General features: G+C 34.8%; 16 protein-coding genes. 9 read left to right on the forward strand and 7 right to left on the reverse strand.

What is annotated here, in order from left to right; translation table 11 throughout:
- Window positions 1-35: 35 nt before the first annotated feature.
- Together AB1K81_RS01525 and AB1K81_RS01530 are read right to left on the reverse strand one after the other, a co-directional pair.
- Entirely contained in the window at window positions 36-3,149 is a 3,114-nt protein-coding gene (locus tag AB1K81_RS01525) for an MMPL family transporter (RefSeq protein WP_412974886.1), read from the reverse strand.
- Between the two features lie 19 nt (window positions 3,150-3,168).
- Entirely contained in the window at window positions 3,169-3,600 is a 432-nt protein-coding gene (locus tag AB1K81_RS01530) for a MarR family winged helix-turn-helix transcriptional regulator (protein WP_412974887.1), read from the reverse strand.
- 615 nt (window positions 3,601-4,215) lie between these two features.
- Between AB1K81_RS01530 and AB1K81_RS01535 the strand changes: the two genes are divergently transcribed.
- The 3 genes from AB1K81_RS01535 (at window position 4,216) to AB1K81_RS01545 (ending at window position 7,363) form a co-directional block, all read left to right on the forward strand.
- Entirely contained in the window at window positions 4,216-5,208 is a 993-nt protein-coding gene (locus tag AB1K81_RS01535) for an ABC transporter substrate-binding protein (protein WP_412974888.1), read from the forward strand.
- A gap of 98 nt (window positions 5,209-5,306) precedes the next feature.
- Window positions 5,307-6,158 carry an ABC transporter permease gene (locus AB1K81_RS01540; protein WP_412974889.1) on the forward strand — a complete coding sequence of 284 codons (852 nt, stop codon included), beginning with the start codon at window positions 5,307-5,309 and terminating at the stop codon, window positions 6,156-6,158.
- Window positions 6,158-7,363 carry a quaternary amine ABC transporter ATP-binding protein gene (locus AB1K81_RS01545; protein ID WP_412974890.1) on the forward strand — a complete coding sequence of 402 codons (1,206 nt, stop codon included), beginning with the start codon at window positions 6,158-6,160 and terminating at the stop codon, window positions 7,361-7,363. Before AB1K81_RS01540 ends, AB1K81_RS01545 begins: the two co-directional genes overlap by 1 nt.
- A 60-nt stretch (window positions 7,364-7,423) precedes the next feature.
- Here the strand turns inward: AB1K81_RS01545 and AB1K81_RS01550 are convergent, their stop codons facing one another.
- From AB1K81_RS01550 to AB1K81_RS01565, 4 genes are all read right to left on the reverse strand, one after another.
- On the reverse strand, window positions 7,424-8,563 hold the full coding sequence (locus AB1K81_RS01550) for a Ger(x)C family spore germination protein (RefSeq protein WP_412974891.1): 1,140 nt from the start codon (window positions 8,561-8,563) through the stop codon (window positions 7,424-7,426).
- Complete coding sequence (locus AB1K81_RS01555; RefSeq protein WP_412974892.1) at window positions 8,560-9,675, reverse strand: GerAB/ArcD/ProY family transporter; 1,116 nt, start codon at window positions 9,673-9,675, stop codon at window positions 8,560-8,562. The genes AB1K81_RS01550 and AB1K81_RS01555 overlap by 4 nt, the downstream gene beginning before the upstream one ends.
- A 7-nt stretch (window positions 9,676-9,682) precedes the next feature.
- Window positions 9,683-11,200: a spore germination protein gene (locus AB1K81_RS01560; protein ID WP_412974893.1), complete on the reverse strand. Its 1,518-nt coding sequence runs from the start codon at window positions 11,198-11,200 to the stop codon at window positions 9,683-9,685.
- 131 nt (window positions 11,201-11,331) lie between these two features.
- Entirely contained in the window at window positions 11,332-11,886 is a 555-nt protein-coding gene (locus AB1K81_RS01565) for a beta-class carbonic anhydrase (protein ID WP_412974894.1), read from the reverse strand.
- A gap of 147 nt (window positions 11,887-12,033) precedes the next feature.
- Between AB1K81_RS01565 and AB1K81_RS01570 the strand changes: the two genes are divergently transcribed.
- The 6 genes from AB1K81_RS01570 to AB1K81_RS01595 all read left to right on the forward strand — a co-directional run bounded on the left by AB1K81_RS01570 (window position 12,034) and on the right by AB1K81_RS01595 (window position 19,510).
- Complete coding sequence (locus AB1K81_RS01570) at window positions 12,034-12,246, forward strand: hypothetical protein (protein WP_412974895.1); 213 nt, start codon at window positions 12,034-12,036, stop codon at window positions 12,244-12,246.
- 384 nt (window positions 12,247-12,630) lie between these two features.
- A complete protein-coding gene (locus AB1K81_RS01575; RefSeq protein ID WP_412974896.1) occupies window positions 12,631-14,382 on the forward strand; it encodes an ABC transporter ATP-binding protein in 1,752 nt (583 codons plus the stop codon).
- On the forward strand, window positions 14,382-16,412 hold the full coding sequence (locus AB1K81_RS01580) for an ABC transporter ATP-binding protein (RefSeq protein ID WP_412974897.1): 2,031 nt from the start codon (window positions 14,382-14,384) through the stop codon (window positions 16,410-16,412). Before AB1K81_RS01575 ends, AB1K81_RS01580 begins: the two co-directional genes overlap by 1 nt.
- A 32-nt stretch (window positions 16,413-16,444) precedes the next feature.
- Window positions 16,445-17,278 (forward strand): S1 family peptidase, encoded by an 834-nt coding sequence (locus tag AB1K81_RS01585; RefSeq protein WP_412974898.1) that lies wholly within the window; start codon window positions 16,445-16,447, stop codon window positions 17,276-17,278.
- Between the two features lie 286 nt (window positions 17,279-17,564).
- On the forward strand, window positions 17,565-18,293 hold the full coding sequence (sigI, locus tag AB1K81_RS01590) for an RNA polymerase sigma-I factor (RefSeq protein ID WP_412974899.1): 729 nt from the start codon (window positions 17,565-17,567) through the stop codon (window positions 18,291-18,293).
- Window positions 18,290-19,510: an anti-sigma-I factor RsgI family protein gene (locus tag AB1K81_RS01595; RefSeq protein ID WP_412974900.1), complete on the forward strand. Its 1,221-nt coding sequence runs from the start codon at window positions 18,290-18,292 to the stop codon at window positions 19,508-19,510. Before sigI ends, AB1K81_RS01595 begins: the two co-directional genes overlap by 4 nt.
- A 39-nt stretch (window positions 19,511-19,549) precedes the next feature.
- On the opposite strand, the gene AB1K81_RS01600 is transcribed toward AB1K81_RS01595, so the two are convergent.
- On the reverse strand, window positions 19,550-19,786 hold the full coding sequence (locus AB1K81_RS01600; protein WP_412974901.1) for a YhdB family protein: 237 nt from the start codon (window positions 19,784-19,786) through the stop codon (window positions 19,550-19,552).
- Window positions 19,787-19,856 lie beyond the last annotated feature (70 nt).

Below are 19,856 nucleotides of genomic sequence, written 5' to 3' on the forward strand. Positions count from 1 at the left end.
GCGAACACTTAGCTCGCATGCTTTTTATAGTTAGACTAATATTTTTTAAATGGCCACCAATTTGCTTTCCCAAATAGTCTTACCATTACTGGGATAAATAATGGTAGCATTATAAGGGCATATAAGAATAATCCTAATAGTACAACTGTAGCAATTTGTAAAATTGATAATACTCCGGATGGGAGCATGGCTGCAAATGTACCACCTAGAATTACCGCTGCTGAAATAATTACGGTTCCCATTTTTTTCATTGCTGTTAACATTGCTTCTTTCAGATTATTGTCTCGATATTCATTAAAACGGTCCATTAAGAAAATACTGTAATCAATGCCTAAAGCAGTTAGCATGACAAAGGCAAAGAATGGAACTGCCCATGTGAGGCCATCGTAGTTAATACCATTCACAAAGATAATCTCTGAAATAGCCATCGATGTAAAATAAGTTAAGATTAATGATCCAATTAAATAGATTGGCATAATGATGGAACGTAATAGAATGATTAAAATAATGAATATGCCAATAAGCATAAATAGTACAGTACGAGAGTAATCCTCATCTGATACATTTTGCAAATCATTATTCGTACTACTAATTCCACCTAATAGTGGCTCACTTGCTTCAAAAATAGTATCGCTTGATACTTCTTCTACTTTGTTACTTATCTTATCTACCATTTTTAAAGCTTCTGTTGAATAAGGATTATATTCTAATACAACATCAAATTTAACGATTGTTTTATCCTCTGACAAATACATATTGGCAGCTTCCATAAAGGCTTCGTTATTTAATGCTTCATTAGGAATCATTACAATTGGATTAGTAGATTCTGTTTCAATATCTTCAAGGTAGCTTTTCACTTGTGATAGTCCATCTCCAACTTGTTGTAACCCGTTAGCACCTTCTGATAAACCTGTGGATAGCTGTCCTAACTGATTTTGCATATCTTCAAAAGCAGTTTTAAGCTCTTCTTGACCACCATAAATTTGTGCGACGCCATCACGTAAGCTTGGTAGATTAGATACTACTTGACCTTGACCATTTGCTGCCTGAGTCAAGCCAGATTCAAGTTGCTCTATCCCAGTAATTAGTTCATTTAGTCCCGAAGATAATTGCTCTTGAGCTTGAATGGATTGGTTAAAGTTAAATTGTTCATTTTGCTCATTTAGTTGATTTAACGGACCAATTACATTCGTTCTCATCATATCTTGGATGCCTGCTAGTGGTACTGTCTCTTTAGAGAGTTTCTCTAATGTCATATAAGCAGTCATAAATTCAGTATCTTCTTCCAACTCTGGATGATTCTCCAGTACATTACCTAGACTGTAATAAACTTGTTCAATGGTTCCTGGAAGTTGACTTATCATACTAAACTGTTCTTCATTTAGCTTATTTAACCCTTTTGAAACTTCTTGGTAACCTTTTAATAATTCCTTATTACCATCAATGGTTTTGTCAAGATTAGTCTTTATTTCCTGTAAAGCAACTTTTGCATCCTTTGCCCCTATTGCACCTGAGTTGATACCATTTTGAATTTCTTGAAGGGCAATTTGGATATCGCCAATCCCATTATTAGCTGACGCTGTCCCCACTAATAATTGATCGACACCGTCTTGTGCTTCTTCTAATTGTGGCTTGGCATTTTCTAGTTCATCCGATGCTTCTTGTAACCCAGCCTGGATTTCACTTAAACCATTAGTACTATCACCTATTCCAGTAGCAAGCTCACCTGTAACATTATCCACTAGAAAGTCTTCAATAATCGTGCCACTAGGTCGAGTAGAACTCCGAACTTGCTCAACGCCATCCATTTTGGCAAGTGCGTCAGATAGATTTTCAATTTGTTGAAATTCTTCAGCAGTATCAATTGGTTTTTCTGTTTTTAATACAACCGTAGTTGGCATTGTTTGACCTGGTCCAAAGCCTTCCGCAATATAATTAAATCCTTTGACAGAATCATATGATTCACCAATTTCTTCCAGTGAATTATAGGATTTATCTCCATCGTATGTTAGTAAAGCTGGCACGGCAATAATGGCGATTATGGCTAAAGCTATTATCGGTCTAGTCCAAGCAAGAGTACCGATGGAACCCCAAAGTTTACTATCCTTATGGGATACAGATTTATCAAAGGGCCAGAATAATTTTTTCCCTAGTAGTACTAGGAAAAATGGTACCAATGTAACGAGAGCAATTAATACAACCGCAACACCGACTGCCACTGCCACTGCCGATTGGTATAAGGAGAACGTGGATAAACCAATTGTTGAAAAGCCAATCAATACGGCAATTCCAGCAAAAAGAACGGTTTTACCACTTGATTTGTATGTTTGTAGTACGGCATCCTTTATTGAATCTTGTTTAGCCATTTCTTCTTTAAATCTACTAATTAATAGAATGCAGTAATCAGTTCCTATACCAAACATAACTGCAACCATAAATATTTGTGTAAAAGTAGACAATGGAAAATCTATCTTATCAGCTAAAATAGAAACAATTCCTTGCGCTGCAAGATAGGATATACCTACTGTTAATAAAGGAATAAAAGGTGCAACTAATGATTTAAATACAATGAATAATATAATGAGAATTAATCCAACCGTAATAAGTTCTGTCTTTTTTAAACCAGCTTCTGAATTTATAATTATGTCTTGCGTAATAAAAGCTTCCCCGGTTAGATAGTGTTCTATTTTAATAGAGTCCATTTCCCTATAAATTGCATCTCTAGCAATATCAATGTCTTGGTTTGCTAAGGACACCTGGAACGGAACAATGATTGTTTTTTTATCTTCTGAAATAGTTTGTTCTTCAATAGCAGGATCAGAATTAAATGCTAATATCTCGGAAACACCAAGATTTTCTTGATTTTCTTCTAATATCTCAATAGCCTGGATTACTTCTTCCTTTTCTGTAGTATTAAATCCATCTTCCTCATGAAATACCAGCACAGCACTAGTTAAATTGGCACCGGTATTTTTTGACATTGATTCGATTAACTGTTGTGCTTGAACAGATGGTGAATCTTTTGGGGCGGAAATTTGTCCTTTTTCACGGACAAGTTCTTGGAGGTTGGGGGAAAAAATAAATAATCCAATAGCCGCAAGAACCCACAAAATAGCTATTACCCATCGAAAGCGAATAATTTGTTTCATACAAAAACTTCTCCTCTCTTTATTCTTCTTTCATTTTTTTAGCTAATTTTTCTAGGGTGTGAATGAACATATAAATTTCTTCATCGTCGAAATGACTTAAATAAGTTCCTAACTCTTGAAAAAGTGCTTTTTCCGTATTTTCAACGAACTCAATTCCTTTCTCGGTTACATGTAAATAAATGACTCTCCGATCATCATCATCCCGATTTCGTACAATGAGCCCCTTATCATAAAGACGGGTAATTTGAGCCGTGACAGCACTTTTACCAATGCCGAATTCATTTGCTATTTCGGTACTCGTACATCGTTGTTTTTTATAAATAAAGTGCATCGTACTAAATTGATCAGATGTTAAATCAGATTGTATTTTATCTTTCAATATAAGATTAACGCTTCGATAAACTTGATTAATGGATGATTGATATCTTTCGATGAGCTCCTTTAGTTCCATGTATTTGACCTCCTAAATATAAACAAAAAGGTTCACTTCATAAATAGTTCACCTAATGAACTACTATATCATAACAATGTCAATAAGTAGATGCAATTATTTTATCCATTAAAATAAAGTTTATGAAAAGAAGGCGGTGGGTATTAATCATTATGGATAGAAATTTCTATTGTAACAGGAGGCGAAGAGAGTGTTCCGAAGGTGGGTAAGGAATGTAAATGCTATCATTTCAATTTGATTAATCTTTATCAAAATGTAAGTATACTTAAGTAATACAGAGTATAAACGGAAATATGGCTAGAATGGCAAGATTTTATTACTTTAAGAAAGTAAAACGTAAGTTAATTCTGTTATTTCGAATTTTATTCAGTTTGATAGATTTATAATATAACTGTAACATTATATATGTTGTTGTATTCATGGGATATTCTTTAGAAACCTCCACACTATTCTATTATTCTCTTCTTATAATCTATCATTTCGAAATTGGTCGGATTTTTCTCTAGAGAAGTATTTTTGTAAAAATAATTTTTCGATAATTGGGAATATTTTATTATTCGTGTGGATTTTTCATGGATTCAAGAAAAAAGGAAAATATAAAGGAGCATTTATTCAATGAAGAAAATAAGTATTATGTTATTTGCAGGTTTACTCTTAATCCTGTCTTCTTGTGGAACTAGCTCAAATGGCGAACTAGATAAAATTGTTTTAGCAGATGCCGGTTGGGATAGCATCCGTGTTCATAATAGTATTGCGCAAATTATTATGGAGGAAGGCTATGGTTATGAAACTGAGGTTACTTCAGGGTCTACTGCTGCAACAGTACAAGGCCTACGCCAAGGTGATATAAATGTTTATATGGAAATTTGGACAGATAATATTAAAGAACTGTACGAAGAAGCAACGGAAGCTGGAGATTTTGAAACAGTATCTGTGAACTTCGATGATAATGTTCAAGGTTTATATGTTCCTACTTATGTAATCGAGGGGGACGAAGAGCGTGGGATTAAACCTGCTGCTCCAGATTTAAAGACGGTTGAAGATTTAAAGAAATATCCTGATGTGTTTGCAGATCCAGAAGATCCAGGTAGAGGACGTATTCTTAATGCCCCAAGTGGCTGGGCAGTAGCCGAAGCTATTAATGATAAGTTTGAAACATATGGTCTAGATGAAACAATGAATAATTTCATGCCTGGTTCTGACTCAGCTGCTGTAGCTGACTTAGTGGACGCTTATGAAGCCGGAAGACCGTGGGTTGGATATTACTGGTCTCCAACGTTAGTAACAGCTAAGTATGACCTAACACTGTTAGAAGAGGCACCATATGAAGAGGCGGTATGGAATGAATCTAAAGCAACAGAATTCCCTCCGAATGATGTAGTAGTAGCGGTTCACAAAGATTTCAAAGATCAAGCACCAGATGTATATGATTTTTTAAGCAACTATGAAACGAGCAGTGCACTTACGGAAGAAGCTTTAGTCTATATGGACGAAAATAGTGCTGAGCCTGATGAAGCGGCTATTTGGTGGATGAATCAGCATGAAGACATTTGGACTAGCTGGGTATCAGAAGATGTAGCAGAAAAGGTTAAAGAAGCTCTACAGTAATATTCAAGAGCAGCTGGCCAATTGGTTGGCTGCTTTTCGTTTAAACATATATATATGATGTAAAGAGAGGTGAATAGGCTGCAATTTGCAGCTTATATATGGGAAGTTTTCCAGATATACGTACTAATTTAGGATATTATGTTGATCAGTTTGTTAGTTTTTTAGATAGCAATTTAGAGAGTTTGTTTGATTTCATCCGATTCATATCTTCTAGCACGATAAATTCTATTGATGATATGCTAGTGGCATTGCCATGGTGGAGCTTCATTATTATTATATTTTTACTAGGTTGGTATTTTAAATCAATCTTTTCAGGAGTACTATACGCAGTATTTATTTTTCTAATCGGAAGTTTCGGATTATGGGAAGATATGATGACAACAATTGCGATAATTGTAGCAGCCGTGATTATATGTTTAATTCTTGGTATACCGATTGGAATATGGATGGCGTTTAATAAAGGATTTTCAAATATTATGCGACCAATTCTTGATGCGATGCAAACAATGCCTAGTTTTGTTTATTTGATACCTGCGATTTTCTTCTTTGGACTTGGTAACGTTTCAGCCATATTTGCCACGTTAATATATGCGCTGCCACCGGTTATACGTTTAACCGAGCTTGCTATCCGCGGGGTAGATAAGGAAGTTATCGAATCGGCACAGTCTTTCGGTTCTTCACGTGGGCAAATGCTTCGCAAAGTACAACTCCCACAAGCTATGCCAACTATTATGGCTGGTGTAAACCAAACTACCATGATGGCATTAGCAATGGTCGTTATCGCATCAATGGTTGGTGCTAAAGGCCTTGGTGAGCAAGTACTTGTTGCAATTAATCGTATTGATATTGCTTTAGGTTTTGAAGCGGGAATAAGTATTGTATTTTTAGCTGTAATTATTGATCGCGTGACAAATGGTGTGGCAGCTAAGTTCCAAAGGGGGATTAACTAATGGAGACAAAGATAAAAATTGATCATGTATCGAAAATCTTTGGACCTAAGCCGAAGTCGGTTATTCCTTTAATTAAAGAAGGAAAAAACAAAGAAGAGATTCTTGCCCAAACTGGTCACACGGTAGGTGTATATGACGCATCCTTAGATATTAAAAAGGGTGAAGTATTTGTCATTATGGGCTTATCTGGTAGTGGCAAATCTACTTTAATCCGTTGTTTTAACTTATTAAATAAACCGACAGCAGGTTCAATCTATATTGACGATGTTGATATAACAAAATCGAATAAGCAAGAACTAAAAAAGATTAGACAGGAAAAAATCGCGATGGTGTTTCAACACTTTGGTCTTTTCAGTCATCGAACCATTCTGGCTAATGTCGAGTATGGGTTGGAAATCCGTGGCGTTTCAAAGGAAGAACGTCGGGAAATTGCCTTAAAAAATATTGAAATTGTTGGATTAAAAGGGTACGAGGATAAATATCCAGATGAGTTATCAGGTGGTATGCAGCAACGTGTAGGACTTGCGCGAGCACTTGCAAATGATCCAGATGTTTTATTAATGGATGAACCGTTTAGTGCACTAGATCCATTAATCCGCAGAGAAATGCAGCTTGAATTACTGGATATTCAAGAACGTTTACAAAAAACTATCATTTTTATAACACATGATGTGAATGAAGCGTTTAAGCTAGGTGATAGAGTTGCAGTTATGAAGGACGGTCATGTCGTACAGGTTGGTACACCTGAAGAAATCATTGAAGCACCAGCGAATGATTATATATCCGAATTTATTAAAGATATTGATCGTTCTAAAGTTTTTCAAGCCGAACATATTATGATTAAACCTAACGCACTAGTATCTTTAAAAGATGGTTTAAATGTGGCGATAAAAGAAATGGAAGAAAACGGAATATCTAGTGTATATGTGGTAGATCGAGCCCGTCACGTAAAGGGAATCGTTACGGTAGATGATGCTATTAAAGCGAAGAAAGAGAATAAATCGTTAGTGGACATTTTACAAAGTGATTATGTTATTGTCCAAAAAGATGAGTATATACATGATCTCATTCCAAAAGCATTGGAATCGAAATATCCATTAGCAGTTGTAAATGATGAGGCAAAATTAGTAGGATTTATTTTGCGTGTTCATGTGCTATCAGGATTAGTTACAGAGGATATTGTAGAAAGTAAAGAAGTATTATAATTAAGGGGTAACATAACATATTTTAACTGCAAACTAAAGTAGGGCTTCTTTTTAGTAGCCCTACTCATTTGTAGTTCCGTGCCGAATAATATTAATATCAATATTAAAGGTTACATCTATATTAGGAAATTTTCCGTCCCATTCTTTATCTGTAAGATGTCCACCCTTATTTTTTAAACGATAAAACATACCATATCCAAAGACATCGGTATTCAGTTCTTTAAGATATTTTAGAATTTCCTCATATCGAGTCTTTAATTTCTGTTCCACTGCCTTTTCTAGACCTTTAATCGCCTTAGGGTCATCTAAATTATATTTCGTAGATAATTCTTGTAAACTTAAGTCAAGATTTACATTAGTATCAAATGTAAGTTTTTCTTTATTGGTAAGAATTATATCTGTCGAGCCATGTTCGATTAAAAATACTAGTTTAAGCTCCTCTTCATTTTCTCGATCCTCTTTTTTTCCAAGATGCTTAGAAAGTTGGTCAATAGGTAGTATAACTTCAAGTGATTCACCAAGTCGGGGACGATCAATTATTTTTAACAGATGCTCATCTTCTATCGGGAGTTGCCCTTTCATTATATCGTCTTTAAATAACGCGATACCAACAATCGTCGGGATATCCTCCCTAACACCAATAATGGGTAAGATGGGGTCTATTCCTTCATTATTAATAATAAATCCAAATCTGTGTAGCGTAACACTGGGAAATTGATGAGTTTCCGTAGTTGGCTGTAGTAATCCATAAAGGAATTCCCCGAGATTTGTTGAAATATTTTCCACTTGGATATCAAAAAGTTCCTCTGCATTTTCTTCTGCAACAGCTAGTAGCATAGTATCAGGAATGGCTGCATCTCGCACTAGAGTATCGATGAATGGATTGACACCCTTCTCCGCCAGTTCCTTTCCATATATCTCCAGTTGTAATTTCCCTGGAACTAATTGCTGACTCACTTTCTGATTCGCATCCTCCCTTGCTCCCTTGATAGTCTCTGATACTCCTTTAACAACGGTAGTAGGGTGGGAATAATTAGCTTGAAATTGTAAAATAGCCAAACTCATTTTAATTTGATTATTTTCAGTTAAATCTACACCGCGAGAAGTAATTACTCCAAGATCCTCTAATTGTGCTGATTCAAGACAGCTACTTAATAAAGGAAAGGTGCAGAGAAATAGAATGATAAGGATTATTCTCACGACTGACCACTACCTTTTTTTGTTTTCCATTTCTTTTTTATCATCACTAATGGTAGCAAAATAAAAGGGTAGATATATACGACCCAAAAACTTACTTTCGCTATCCAGTCAGTTAGAGCTGTAATTTGATAATCATAATGAAAAAAATTAACAATGATTAAAATAATTATTGTTAGGATAAAATGGGTTTTTTTCTGAGTGATTTTATACATTCGTTTTAATCCATGTGCAATTGCCCACATTAAAAATACTAAATTAGGAATTATGACCATTAACCACATAACGACAACAATATAATCTATACGCTCTAAGAAAGTGAATGAGGCACTTTTTACTAATATTAGAACAGCCCAGTTTATATTTTTTAATCCTATTGAACTAAAGTACCCGATAGATATTATCGTAACAAGTAATAGAATAAATGAGGTATATGCTAAACCAAGATATGTTGGTAGCTTAGCTTTATGTTTGTTAATAATAAAAGGATAAATAATCATTAGAATTTCAAAACCAGATAACGTATAAGCTGTTGCCCTTGCTCCTTTTAGTAGTTCTGGAAGGGTAGCCTGGAACATAGGTAATAAATTCAACCAATTCATTCGAGTAATGGGATCAACTAGTGTAACCAGTAACCAAAAGGTTATAAGAAATAGTACAAAGCCTACTCCAACTACAACTCTTATTCCTCCGAATACAGCATATAGGACAAGAATCATAATAAGAACTGTAAGCACCCAATTTGGGAGAGCATGATAAATAAAGATTTGAACAACCTGAATGTAGGTCATTAATATAGAAAGGAAGCTAGCAAATAGAAATACAATGAATACCGTTCCGAGTAATTTTCCAAGCCACTTGCCAAACACATCTACATGAATGCCAAAGTAATCGGCACTTTCATATTGATTAAGTATAAAAAACATGGCGGCAACCACTAAACAAGTAAACAGAAAAGCGATTAGTATGGATAACCACGAATCACGCTCTGCCTCTAGAAATATAAATCGTGGTGCACCTATTATCCCAACCCCAAGTTGTAAGCCTGAAACGATAAAAAATAGGTAAAATGGCCGTATTTGAAGATTTGTTTTAACCTTTAGATTGATTTCCATATGTCACCTACTCATCAATATCACGTTTCTGCTTGGCATCCTTTTTGTTAAAACGAATAATAGATTTCGGGCGATAGGTCTTTGCTCTACGACTTGAATGGTTAAATGGGGTACGAAAAAATACTTTATTAAAGTCCTTTAATTGTAATGGATATATTGGTGCTAAATATGGACGGCCGAGAGACGTTAATCTTAGCAAATGTATGATTAGCCAACATAAACCAAAAGCAATTCCAAACAAGCCTAGTACCCCAGCTAGTACAATTAATGGAAAACGAATTATTCGAATAGTTGTACCAAATAAATAATTTGGTGTTGTAAAGGAAGATAGTGCACTCATTGCTACAACAATGATTAGTATATTACTAGTAAGCCCAGCATCTACCGCTGCTTGGCCAATGACGATACCGCCTACGATACCCATCGTTTGACCAACCTTTGTTGGTAATCTTGCACCAGCTTCTCGTAATAACTCTAGTAAAAATTCGAGTAACAGCGCTTCAAATATTGGCAGAAACGGTACTGCTGCCCTTGATTGCCCAATTGAAACAAGTAACTGGGTGGGAATAATCGCGTATTGATATGTAACCGCCGCTACATAGGTAGGTGTAATCAAAATAGAAAAAACCATTGCTAGAAAACGCATTATTCGTAGAAATGATCCTGCTTGCCAACGCATATAGAGATCTTCTGTAGATTCTAAAAAGGAAAACAAAGTAGCAGGTGCAATAAATGCTGTTGGACTGTTTTCTACCAAGACACCGATTTTTCCTCTTGTTATATTGTAAGTAAATCGGTCAGGTAATTCCGTCTCATCAAATTGAGGGAAAAGGTTAGTCTGTGAGTCCTCTAAATATTGCTTTAATACAATAGTATCTTCAATTTCATCTACATCCAATTCCTCTAATCGTTGACGCATCGTATTTATGTCAACTTCATTTGCGATGGATTTTAAATAGACCAATCGAACATCACGTGGAGATAGATGGCCAATTTTTATTTCCTCAAAAACCAAGTCAGTAGATTTAATCCTCCAGCGAATGACGTTCATATTCTTAGCAAGCGATTCAGTAAAGGAAATCTTTGGACCAAGAACTAAAGACTCTGTCTCTGCTTTCTCTAAGGAACGACTTTCTTTGAGCAAAATAGAGTAACTGACAATACTATTTTCATTTTCAATATAAATAAATACTTCACCAATTATTAACTTTTCTAATATACTTTTTAGTGCTTGTGAGGTAGAACCAGAATTTAAAGGGAGCTCATCTAATAACGTATCATTGGTTAATGTTTTGTTTTCATCAATATTTAGTAAAGGCTGAAGAAGTGATTGTTGTAATTTATCTATTTCAATTTGATAGTCTAGAAAAAAAACAGCCACCTTTTTATTATTTATGACATATCTTGAGAATTTTAAATCAGGATTATTCTCAAATTGTTTTTTTAATAAATCTTCAAGCATATCTATTTTTAACGGGAATATCGAGTCTTTCTCTGGTCTGTTTGCTTTATGTCTTCTCCACATACGTGCCTCCATAAGAAATTCTGGTTATCGATTAGTATGTGTGGAAATATAAAAAATATAAGTCCCCAGGGAGGGGAAGTTAAGGAAAAAGAAAAACAGACAAGTAGTCTACTTGTCTGCTTCATCCATAATTATTTAGCTCTTGTCACAACATCTACTTTACCAGTTCCGGGGTCAATAACTAATCCATGTACCTTTACATAAGGTGGTAATAGTGGATGATTGCGTATAAGGTTAACGCTCTGCTTAACAGATTCTTCAACGGTCTCAAATCCATGAAACTCATAATCAAAATCGATTCCAGCATGTTGTAACGTCTCAATGGTTTCCTCAGGAATTCCTTTATCTATCATTTTACTAGTTAGCTTTTCTATGTTCACTCGTGACATTCCACAATCATGGTGTCCAATAACTGTTACTTCTTCAGCCTGTAGTTCAAAGATAGCAACAAGTATACTTTTCATGATGCTATCAAATGGTTTACGTACGATGGCTCCTGCATTTTTTACCATTTTAACATCGCCATTTTGGATGTTTAATGCTCTTTGTAATAATTCAACTAAGCGGGATTCCATGCAAGTAAATATGACCATTTTTTTGTTTGGAATGCTATCGGTAGCGTATTTTTCGTATTCTTTTCCTTCTACAAATTGTTTGTTAAATGCTAACATATCATCTAAATGCATTTTTAACACTCCTTTAACATAAAATACCCCTTAAAACTATATCATTTTTCGAACAGTATAGAAAATAAAAAGGGATATATTATTATCCATTAGTTCTTTTCAGCCAAATATAAAGAGGTATTTTAGATTTAGAGGGGATGGGACGAGATGAGTGGGGATGTGAGGAATTGTAAGTTGTGTTTCGAACCGATGGGGTTTAGTGCGTTTTCTATGTGTCAACGTTGTTTAGAAGGAATGGAGAAGGTGCGTTCTTATGTAAAAAAACATCCATATGCACAACTTCTTGATATATCTAATGGAACAGATCTTTCCGATGAATTTGTAAAACGAATTATAGATTATACGGTGGAGCGTTACTAATAATCAAATTAAAAAAGTTTGAAAACAAAATATCTTTAAAAAGTTGTTGACTATTCGTTATTACCAATTTATACTAATTAAGTATTCAAAATTATGAAAAGGAGGTCATGAAAATGAAAAACATTATCGTAGTAAATGGTATAGCTTTAAAACCGAATATTTCATGTGACCTCTTACAAGCAGGAACTAAATTCTGAAAATAGAATTCTTTTCAGTATTGTAAAAGGTCACCATGTGCTGTGGCCTTTTTGTAAATATGAGGGATTAGCGTAAGCTTTTCTATGTCTTTACATGCATGCGTCACTGGCGCATGCATTTTTTGTGTTTGAATACTACCAAAAAATAAAACTAACAGCAGGAAAAGAGATAAAGAAGGTGATAACGATGTTTCAAGTTTTTAAAAAGTTAGATTGGTTTTTTAAGCATTATTGGAAGCGATATACGTTTGCAATCATTACATTAATTTTAGCAAGTGCAATTGGATTAATCCCACCTAGATTACTTGGGTATGCGATTGATCACATCCAATTTGAAACGTTAACTTCTCAATTGTTAACGATTATTATTGTTGGATATCTTGTATTGATTGTCGTTCACTATAGTGTTTCGTTTATTTGGGACTACACACTATTCAGTGGGGCGGTAATTCTTGAAAGATGGACTCGTTCTAAGTTAATCAATCATTTCCTTAGAATGACACCAACATTTTATGGGAAATACAAAACTGGAGATTTAATGGCTAGAAGTACAAACGATTTAAAAGCCATTGCTCAAACAGCAGGTTTTGGAGTTTTAACGTTAGTAGACTCCACTACATTTATGTTTATGTTAATTGCGATGATGGGGTTTTCTATTAGCTGGAAGTTAACACTTGCTGCATTAATTCCACTTCCAATCATGGCAATTATTATGAATAAATATGGTGCAGCCATTCATGCTCGTTTTACAGAGGCACAAGCTGCGTTTGGTAATATGAATAACGAAGTTCTAGAATCAATTCGAGGTGTAAGGGTTATTCGTGCTTTCGTACAAGAGAAGCAGGATAAAGACCGTTTTGAAGCAATGACAGAGGATGTATATCAGAAGAACATTGCTGTAGCAAAAATTGATGCGATGTTTGAACCGACAATGAAAATACTTGTTGGGTTATCTTATACGATTGGATTAGGATATGGAACGATATTAGTATTCCAAAATACAATTTCGTTAGGGGATTTAGTCTCCTTTAATGTTTACTTAGGAATGTTAATTTGGCCAATGTTTGCTGTAGGGGAGTTAATTAACGTATTACAACGTGGTAACGCTTCTTTAGACCGAGTTAATGAAACCATTGGCTATGAAGCTGATGTGAAAAATCCAGAAAATCCAATAACGGTTACTGGAGTTAACTCGATAGATTTCGAAAACGTTTCATTCTCCTATCCTGGAACAAAAAATAAACAGTTGGAAAACATCGTCCTTTCCGTTTCTAAGGGACAGACAATTGGGGTTGTAGGAAAGACAGGATCTGGAAAAACAACATTATTCAAAATAATGCTACGTCAATATCCAGGAGTATCAGGAAATATTAAAATTTCCGATGTGAATATAGAGAAAATGAGTCTTGATCAAATTCGTTCTTGGATTGGTTATGTGCCACAAGACCAAGTAATGTTTTCAAAAAGTGTAAGGGAAAATATCCAATTTGGTAAAAGTGATGCTACAGATGAAGAAATTTATCGTGTCATGGAGCTAGCTCATTTCTTGGAGGATATAAAACAACTACCTCAGGGATTAGATACAAAAGTAGGAGAAAGTGGTGTAACCCTTTCAGGTGGGCAAAAGCAACGTGTAGCATTAGCAAGAGCCTTTATTAAAAATCCTGAAATATTAATATTAGACGATTCGTTATCTGCTGTAGATGGAAAAACAGAATCGAGAATTATTGAGCATTTACGAGAAGAAAGAAAAAATAAAACAACCTTTATAGCTGCACACCGATTGTCAGCTGTTACCCATGCAGATCATATTATTGTTCTTGAAGACGGTAAAATCGTCGAGGAAGGAACTCATGAACAATTAATAAAAAATGGTGCATGGTATAAGGAGCAGTATGAACAACAACAGCTTGAGGATGAAGAGGAGGCGATCTCCTAATGCAAAAGAAATCTACAGAGAAAAGACTATTTCAATATGCACTACAATTTAAGAAAAAAATAATTATCGGTATTTTATTTTTAATGATTGCTACTGCCCTTGAATTAGCAGGGCCGTTAATAGCGAAGACGATAATTGATAATCATATTGTCGGAGTAGAAGGTACTTGGTATGAAATAAGTGATAATAATGATCGTAATACGGTTGAATTTAATGAAAGTAATTATAAGCGAGCTGACCGTATAGAGGAAGATGATACGATTGTAAGTACAAAGACGCTACTTCAAATTGGAAGGGAGTACTATCTAGTAGAGGGGGAAGTACCGCTACTTGGAGAACGAAGCGTAGATGATTCGACGATTTATGTGAAGTCACAGAGTGAGCAAATCGCTTTCCAAGGCCAGAAAATTTCTGTTCGTGAAATTTATAGCTTTTTCCAGCCAGAACAACGACCAATCTTATGGTTATTAGGTTTATACGTTGGTTTACTAGTAATAGCAGGTATATTCCAGTTTTATAAGACATTTTTACTACAACAGGCATCGAACCAAATTGTTAAGAAAATGCGGAATGATATTTTTGAACATACACAACGTATTCCAATTAATTATTACGTAAATCAACCTGCAGGGAAGATTGTTGCTCGAGTGACAAATGATACTGAGGCGATTCGTGATCTTTATGAGAGAGTCTTAAGTATTATAGTGACAAGTGCTATTTATATGGCCGGAATCTTTGTAGCGTTATTTATATTAAATGCTAAGCTTGCTGTATGGTTCTTGCTATTAGTTCCTCTACTATTAGTATGGATGAAATTCTATAAATTCTTTGGAACCAAATATAATAAGGTTATTCGTTCTACCATTAGTGAAATAAATGGGAAAATCAATGAAGCAATTCAAGGAATGACGATTATTCAAGCATTTCGTAGAGAAAAGCAAACGAAGGAAGAGTTTGAAGAGTTAAATACAAGACATTTTAAATATCAGCGAAAGCTATTGAAGTTAAGTGCACTTACTTCATATAATTTAGTAACTGTATTCCGTAACATCGCTTTTGTAGCCTTTATTTGGTATTTTGGTTCTCAATCGTTGAACCTTGAAACCATGATTTCAATCGGTATGCTTTATGCGATTGTAGATTTATTAACTCGTTTATTTGAACCAGTAAATGACATCGTAAATCAGTTACCACTTTTAGAACAAGCAAGGGTTGCTGGTGGACGTGTATTTGAATTAATGGATCTTGATGGGGAGGAAGTTAACCAGAAGGAAATTGATCGATATAAAGGCAACATCAAATTCGAACATGTCTCCTTCGCTTACGAAAAGGAAGATTACGTTTTAAAAGATCTATCTCTTTCTATTAGGGCAGGGGAAACAGTAGCCTTTGTCGGTCATACGGGTTCGGGTAAGAGTTCCATTATGAATTTATTATTCCGATTCTATGATCCACAAAAAGGTAAAATCACGATTGATAATCATGATACGAGTAAATGGTCGAGACAACAGGTGAGAAGTCATATGGGAATCGTGTTACAAGATCCGTTTTTATTCTCAGGTACAATTATTTCAAATGTGACAATGAATGACCCTAAAATTTCTCGGGAACGAGCTATTGAAGCACTTAAAACAGTGGGGGCAGATCGTTTCATTGAAAAATTGCCTAAAAAATATGATGAACGTGTAACAGAAGGTGGTAGTACGTATTCTTTAGGGGAACGCCAACTTATCTCGTTTGCTAGAGCGTTAGCCTTTGACCCAGCTATTTTAATATTGGATGAAGCAACTGCCAATATTGATACCGAGACGGAAAATGTGATCCAACATGCATTAGAAGTCTTGAAAAAAGGGAGAACAACTTTAGTAATCGCACATCGTTTGTCTACAATCCAACAAGCTGATAACATTTTTGTCCTAGAACATGGTAAAATTATAGAAGAGGGTAACCATGAACAGTTGATTTCGGAAAAGGGAACTTACTATCAAATGTATAAAATGCAGCAAGGTATTTCCCAAAGAGCTGTTTAGTTCTCTTTAGGACAAATGTGGGGTGAGCATTGATGGAACGTCATGATAGAAAGAAGCCTGACATTATTGATGAAGATTTATATGAAGAATTTGATGAGGAAGAAATGCTTGAAATCGTTGAAGCTGCTCGTAAAGAGGCACTCATTAAATCTACCTTACAAGATAAAGATATTAAGCCAAAGCGTCCTTTTCCAAGGTGGACGTTTTGGCTTATTGCTATTGCATTATTAATTAATGTTGTTGCTTTGTTACCGACGACTTTTTCCATCCCAGCTATTGATTTTTTAGTAACGTCAGCAAAACTATCTACTGACGAAGAGATAAAATCTTATAAAGAGGCTGTAGTCGTTGTGGATACGGGTACTAGTAAGGGAACAGGGTTTGCAATTTCAAGTGATGGTTTTATTATCACTAATGCCCATGTTGTGGATGAACAGAATAGTGTAACCGTGGCTTTTCCTGAGATAGGTCTTTTTAGCGCTGAAGTAGTAGAAACCTATCCTGAGGTGGATTTAGCGTTATTAAAAACAGAATCTGAGGATGAGTTACCTTTCTTAGAACTAGCAGAGCAAACAACTTTTGAACAAAATGAGAAAATAAACTTTATAGGAAATCCTTTAGCTTGGAGTGGAATTGCTAATCAAGGAAGTATTATAGGATACACTGATTTAAAGAGTTGGGAACAACCAGTTGTAATGATAGAAGCTCCAGTCTATCGAGGAAACAGTGGTAGTCCTATTATCAATGAACAGGGACAGGTAATAGGTGTCATATTTGCTACCTTAAATCATGATGAGTACGGAAAAGTTGGTTTATTCGTACCGATTGAATACTTTTATGAGAATTCTACGTTGAATACTTCGTAAGTTTAATAATTATCCGATAAAAAAGAAGAGAGCATAGCCTCTTCTATTTTTATAGGGCTGGTTACCTATTTTTAAACAAATTGTAATCCTTCTGTGATACTCTCTGTAATACTTGTACGATAAGATAGTCATATTCTTGAAATGGAAAATATTAAAAGTATGGTGGGTTTATGATGACCTGTTCTTATATAAATAAAATACAAAATAAATTCATAAAATTAATATTCGACACACCCAAAAAAATTGTAACAGAAACGAAATATATGAATGCTTGGGGTGGTCTTCTTTGAGTTCAGAACTATTAAAGGACATCCCTATGGAAGAGTTAATAGAGCAAGCACAAAATGGTGATGAAGATGCAGTAAACTTTTTACTGCAGAAATATCAACCATTTATAGCTAAAAATGTTTCAGAAGTATGTAAACGATACATTGATCCAGAACGAGATGATGAATTTAGTATTGGATTATCAGCATTCCATGAAGCAATCCGTATGTTTTCGCCTGATCGAGGGAGCTCTTTTTTAACTTTTAGTAGCCTTGTTGTGAAACGTAAGGTTATTGACTATATTCGATCTCAAAGTAAGTATCCTGCGACTATTTCCTTTGATGAGACTTATGATGAAGAAAAAATGGAGAATCCTACCGAAGTTGAAGCGGTTAAAAATATCTATCAACAGGAACAAGAAGCATGGTATAGAAGGCAAGAAATCCTTGAATTTCAAAAAACACTAGCAGATTATAAGTTAACATTGACAGATCTTGCTGAAGTTTCACCAAAGCATCGAGATGCTCGCGATAGTGCTGTTCGAATTGCAAGACTTATTCGAGATGATAAATCCTTAAGTGAGTATGTTGAACATAAGAAGAAGCTTCCAATTAAAGAATTGGCGAAAAAAGTAGACGTTAGTAAAAAAACATTAGAACGGAATCGGAAATTTATATTGGCGATATTCATAATTCTCGGTGGAGATTATGTGTTTCTTAATGATTATTTAAAGGGGGTGGGCCAGTGAAAAAAGGTATTGTCATGGAGCAACATCGAAAGTATATCATTGTGATGACACATGATGGTTTATTTGAAAAAGCACATCCAATCAAAGATGTCAGTATCGGTTTTGAGGTAGAATATGAGCCTATTATCCAAAACAATTGGTTTTCGGGGTTTAAAGAAAAGTTCCTCACGATGCGTGTTGCTTCCATTGCTGTTGTATTTCTAATCATGTTATTACCTATTTATATGGTAGTTAATGGAAATGAAACTTATGCTTATGTAGATATCGATATTAACCCAAGTATCGAGCTAGAAATCAACAATGACTTGAAAGTGTCAAAATTGATTCCCTTGAATGATGATGCGAATTCATTACTCGATGATATTGGTAATTTAAAGGGGATGGAAGTTGAAAATGCAATAGAGGTAATCATGAATCAAAGTGAAAAAAATGGATTAGTGAATGCAGTTAAGAACGTTTTAATTGGCGTTCATTATGTGAAAAGTCAAAAGGATGAGCATGTACTGGACGTAATTGAAGAGCATTTTGCTAAAAAGCCCACAGATTGGGAAGTAGTGACAGTAACGATACCTGAAGAGGTGAGAATAACAGCAGAAGAGAAGAAACTCTCCATGAATGAAGCATTAGCACAGAAGGTTAACGAACAACCGGATGAAGACATTAAATCTATCGTCACAGAAGAGGACAGTGAAGTATTGCAATCATTTTTCCATAATAAAAAAACTAGTGCTGAAGTGACCGATCAGAATTCATCTGAAAATCACAATGAAAATGAAATAAGTCATAATGAACCAAAACCTCATAATAAAAAGGATGAGTTACACCCAAGCAACCAGAAAGGGAAAAATAACTCAGCAAATCCAGGCAATGGACAGGATAAGGAAAAAGGGCTAAATAAAGATAACAAAATGGATCTTCTAGAAAAATCAAGTTATGGGAAAGAGAAAAAAAATGACTATCCCAAACACGATAAAAAAAAGCATAATGAAATAAAGAACAAAAATAAAAATGAATTTAAAAATCATAACCAAAACAATGGGAAAGGTCCTGATAAGCAAGACAAACCAGACAAAAATAATAATAAACATCCAAATAAGGATAAGAGCAAACATGAATTTGATGGAAATAATGGAAAGGGACCAGATAAACATATTCAAAGAGGAAAAGGCAACCAACACGATGATGATTATTCCTTAGGTGTACCCCAATATAAATAAAGATAGGCTAACTCCATTTGAGTTAGCCTATCTTTATTATTACATTTCAAATACGGCTTCTGGAGTAAACTTCATTGCATGGTCTATATAGTAGAGAAGGTTTTCGTGTGATTCGATTATTTTTTTATCATCTAAGGAATAATGGTACGCGTGTAAGAAATTTTGTATTTTTTTAGAAAGTAAATCGTCTTTTGTACGAACCATTAATACTAAAAGATCGTCCCACTGTCCCCATAATGTGTAGTACAACGCCTTGTCGTAGTCTGGAATATCCATGAATTCCCCTCCTTAAACACTTCAAGGGTAATTATAGCTTCCCCGTAATATATATATATTTTCTAGAGAC

Source organism: Ornithinibacillus jepli (assembly GCF_047228935.1).
Lineage (GTDB): Bacteria > Bacillota > Bacilli > Bacillales > Amphibacillaceae > Ornithinibacillus.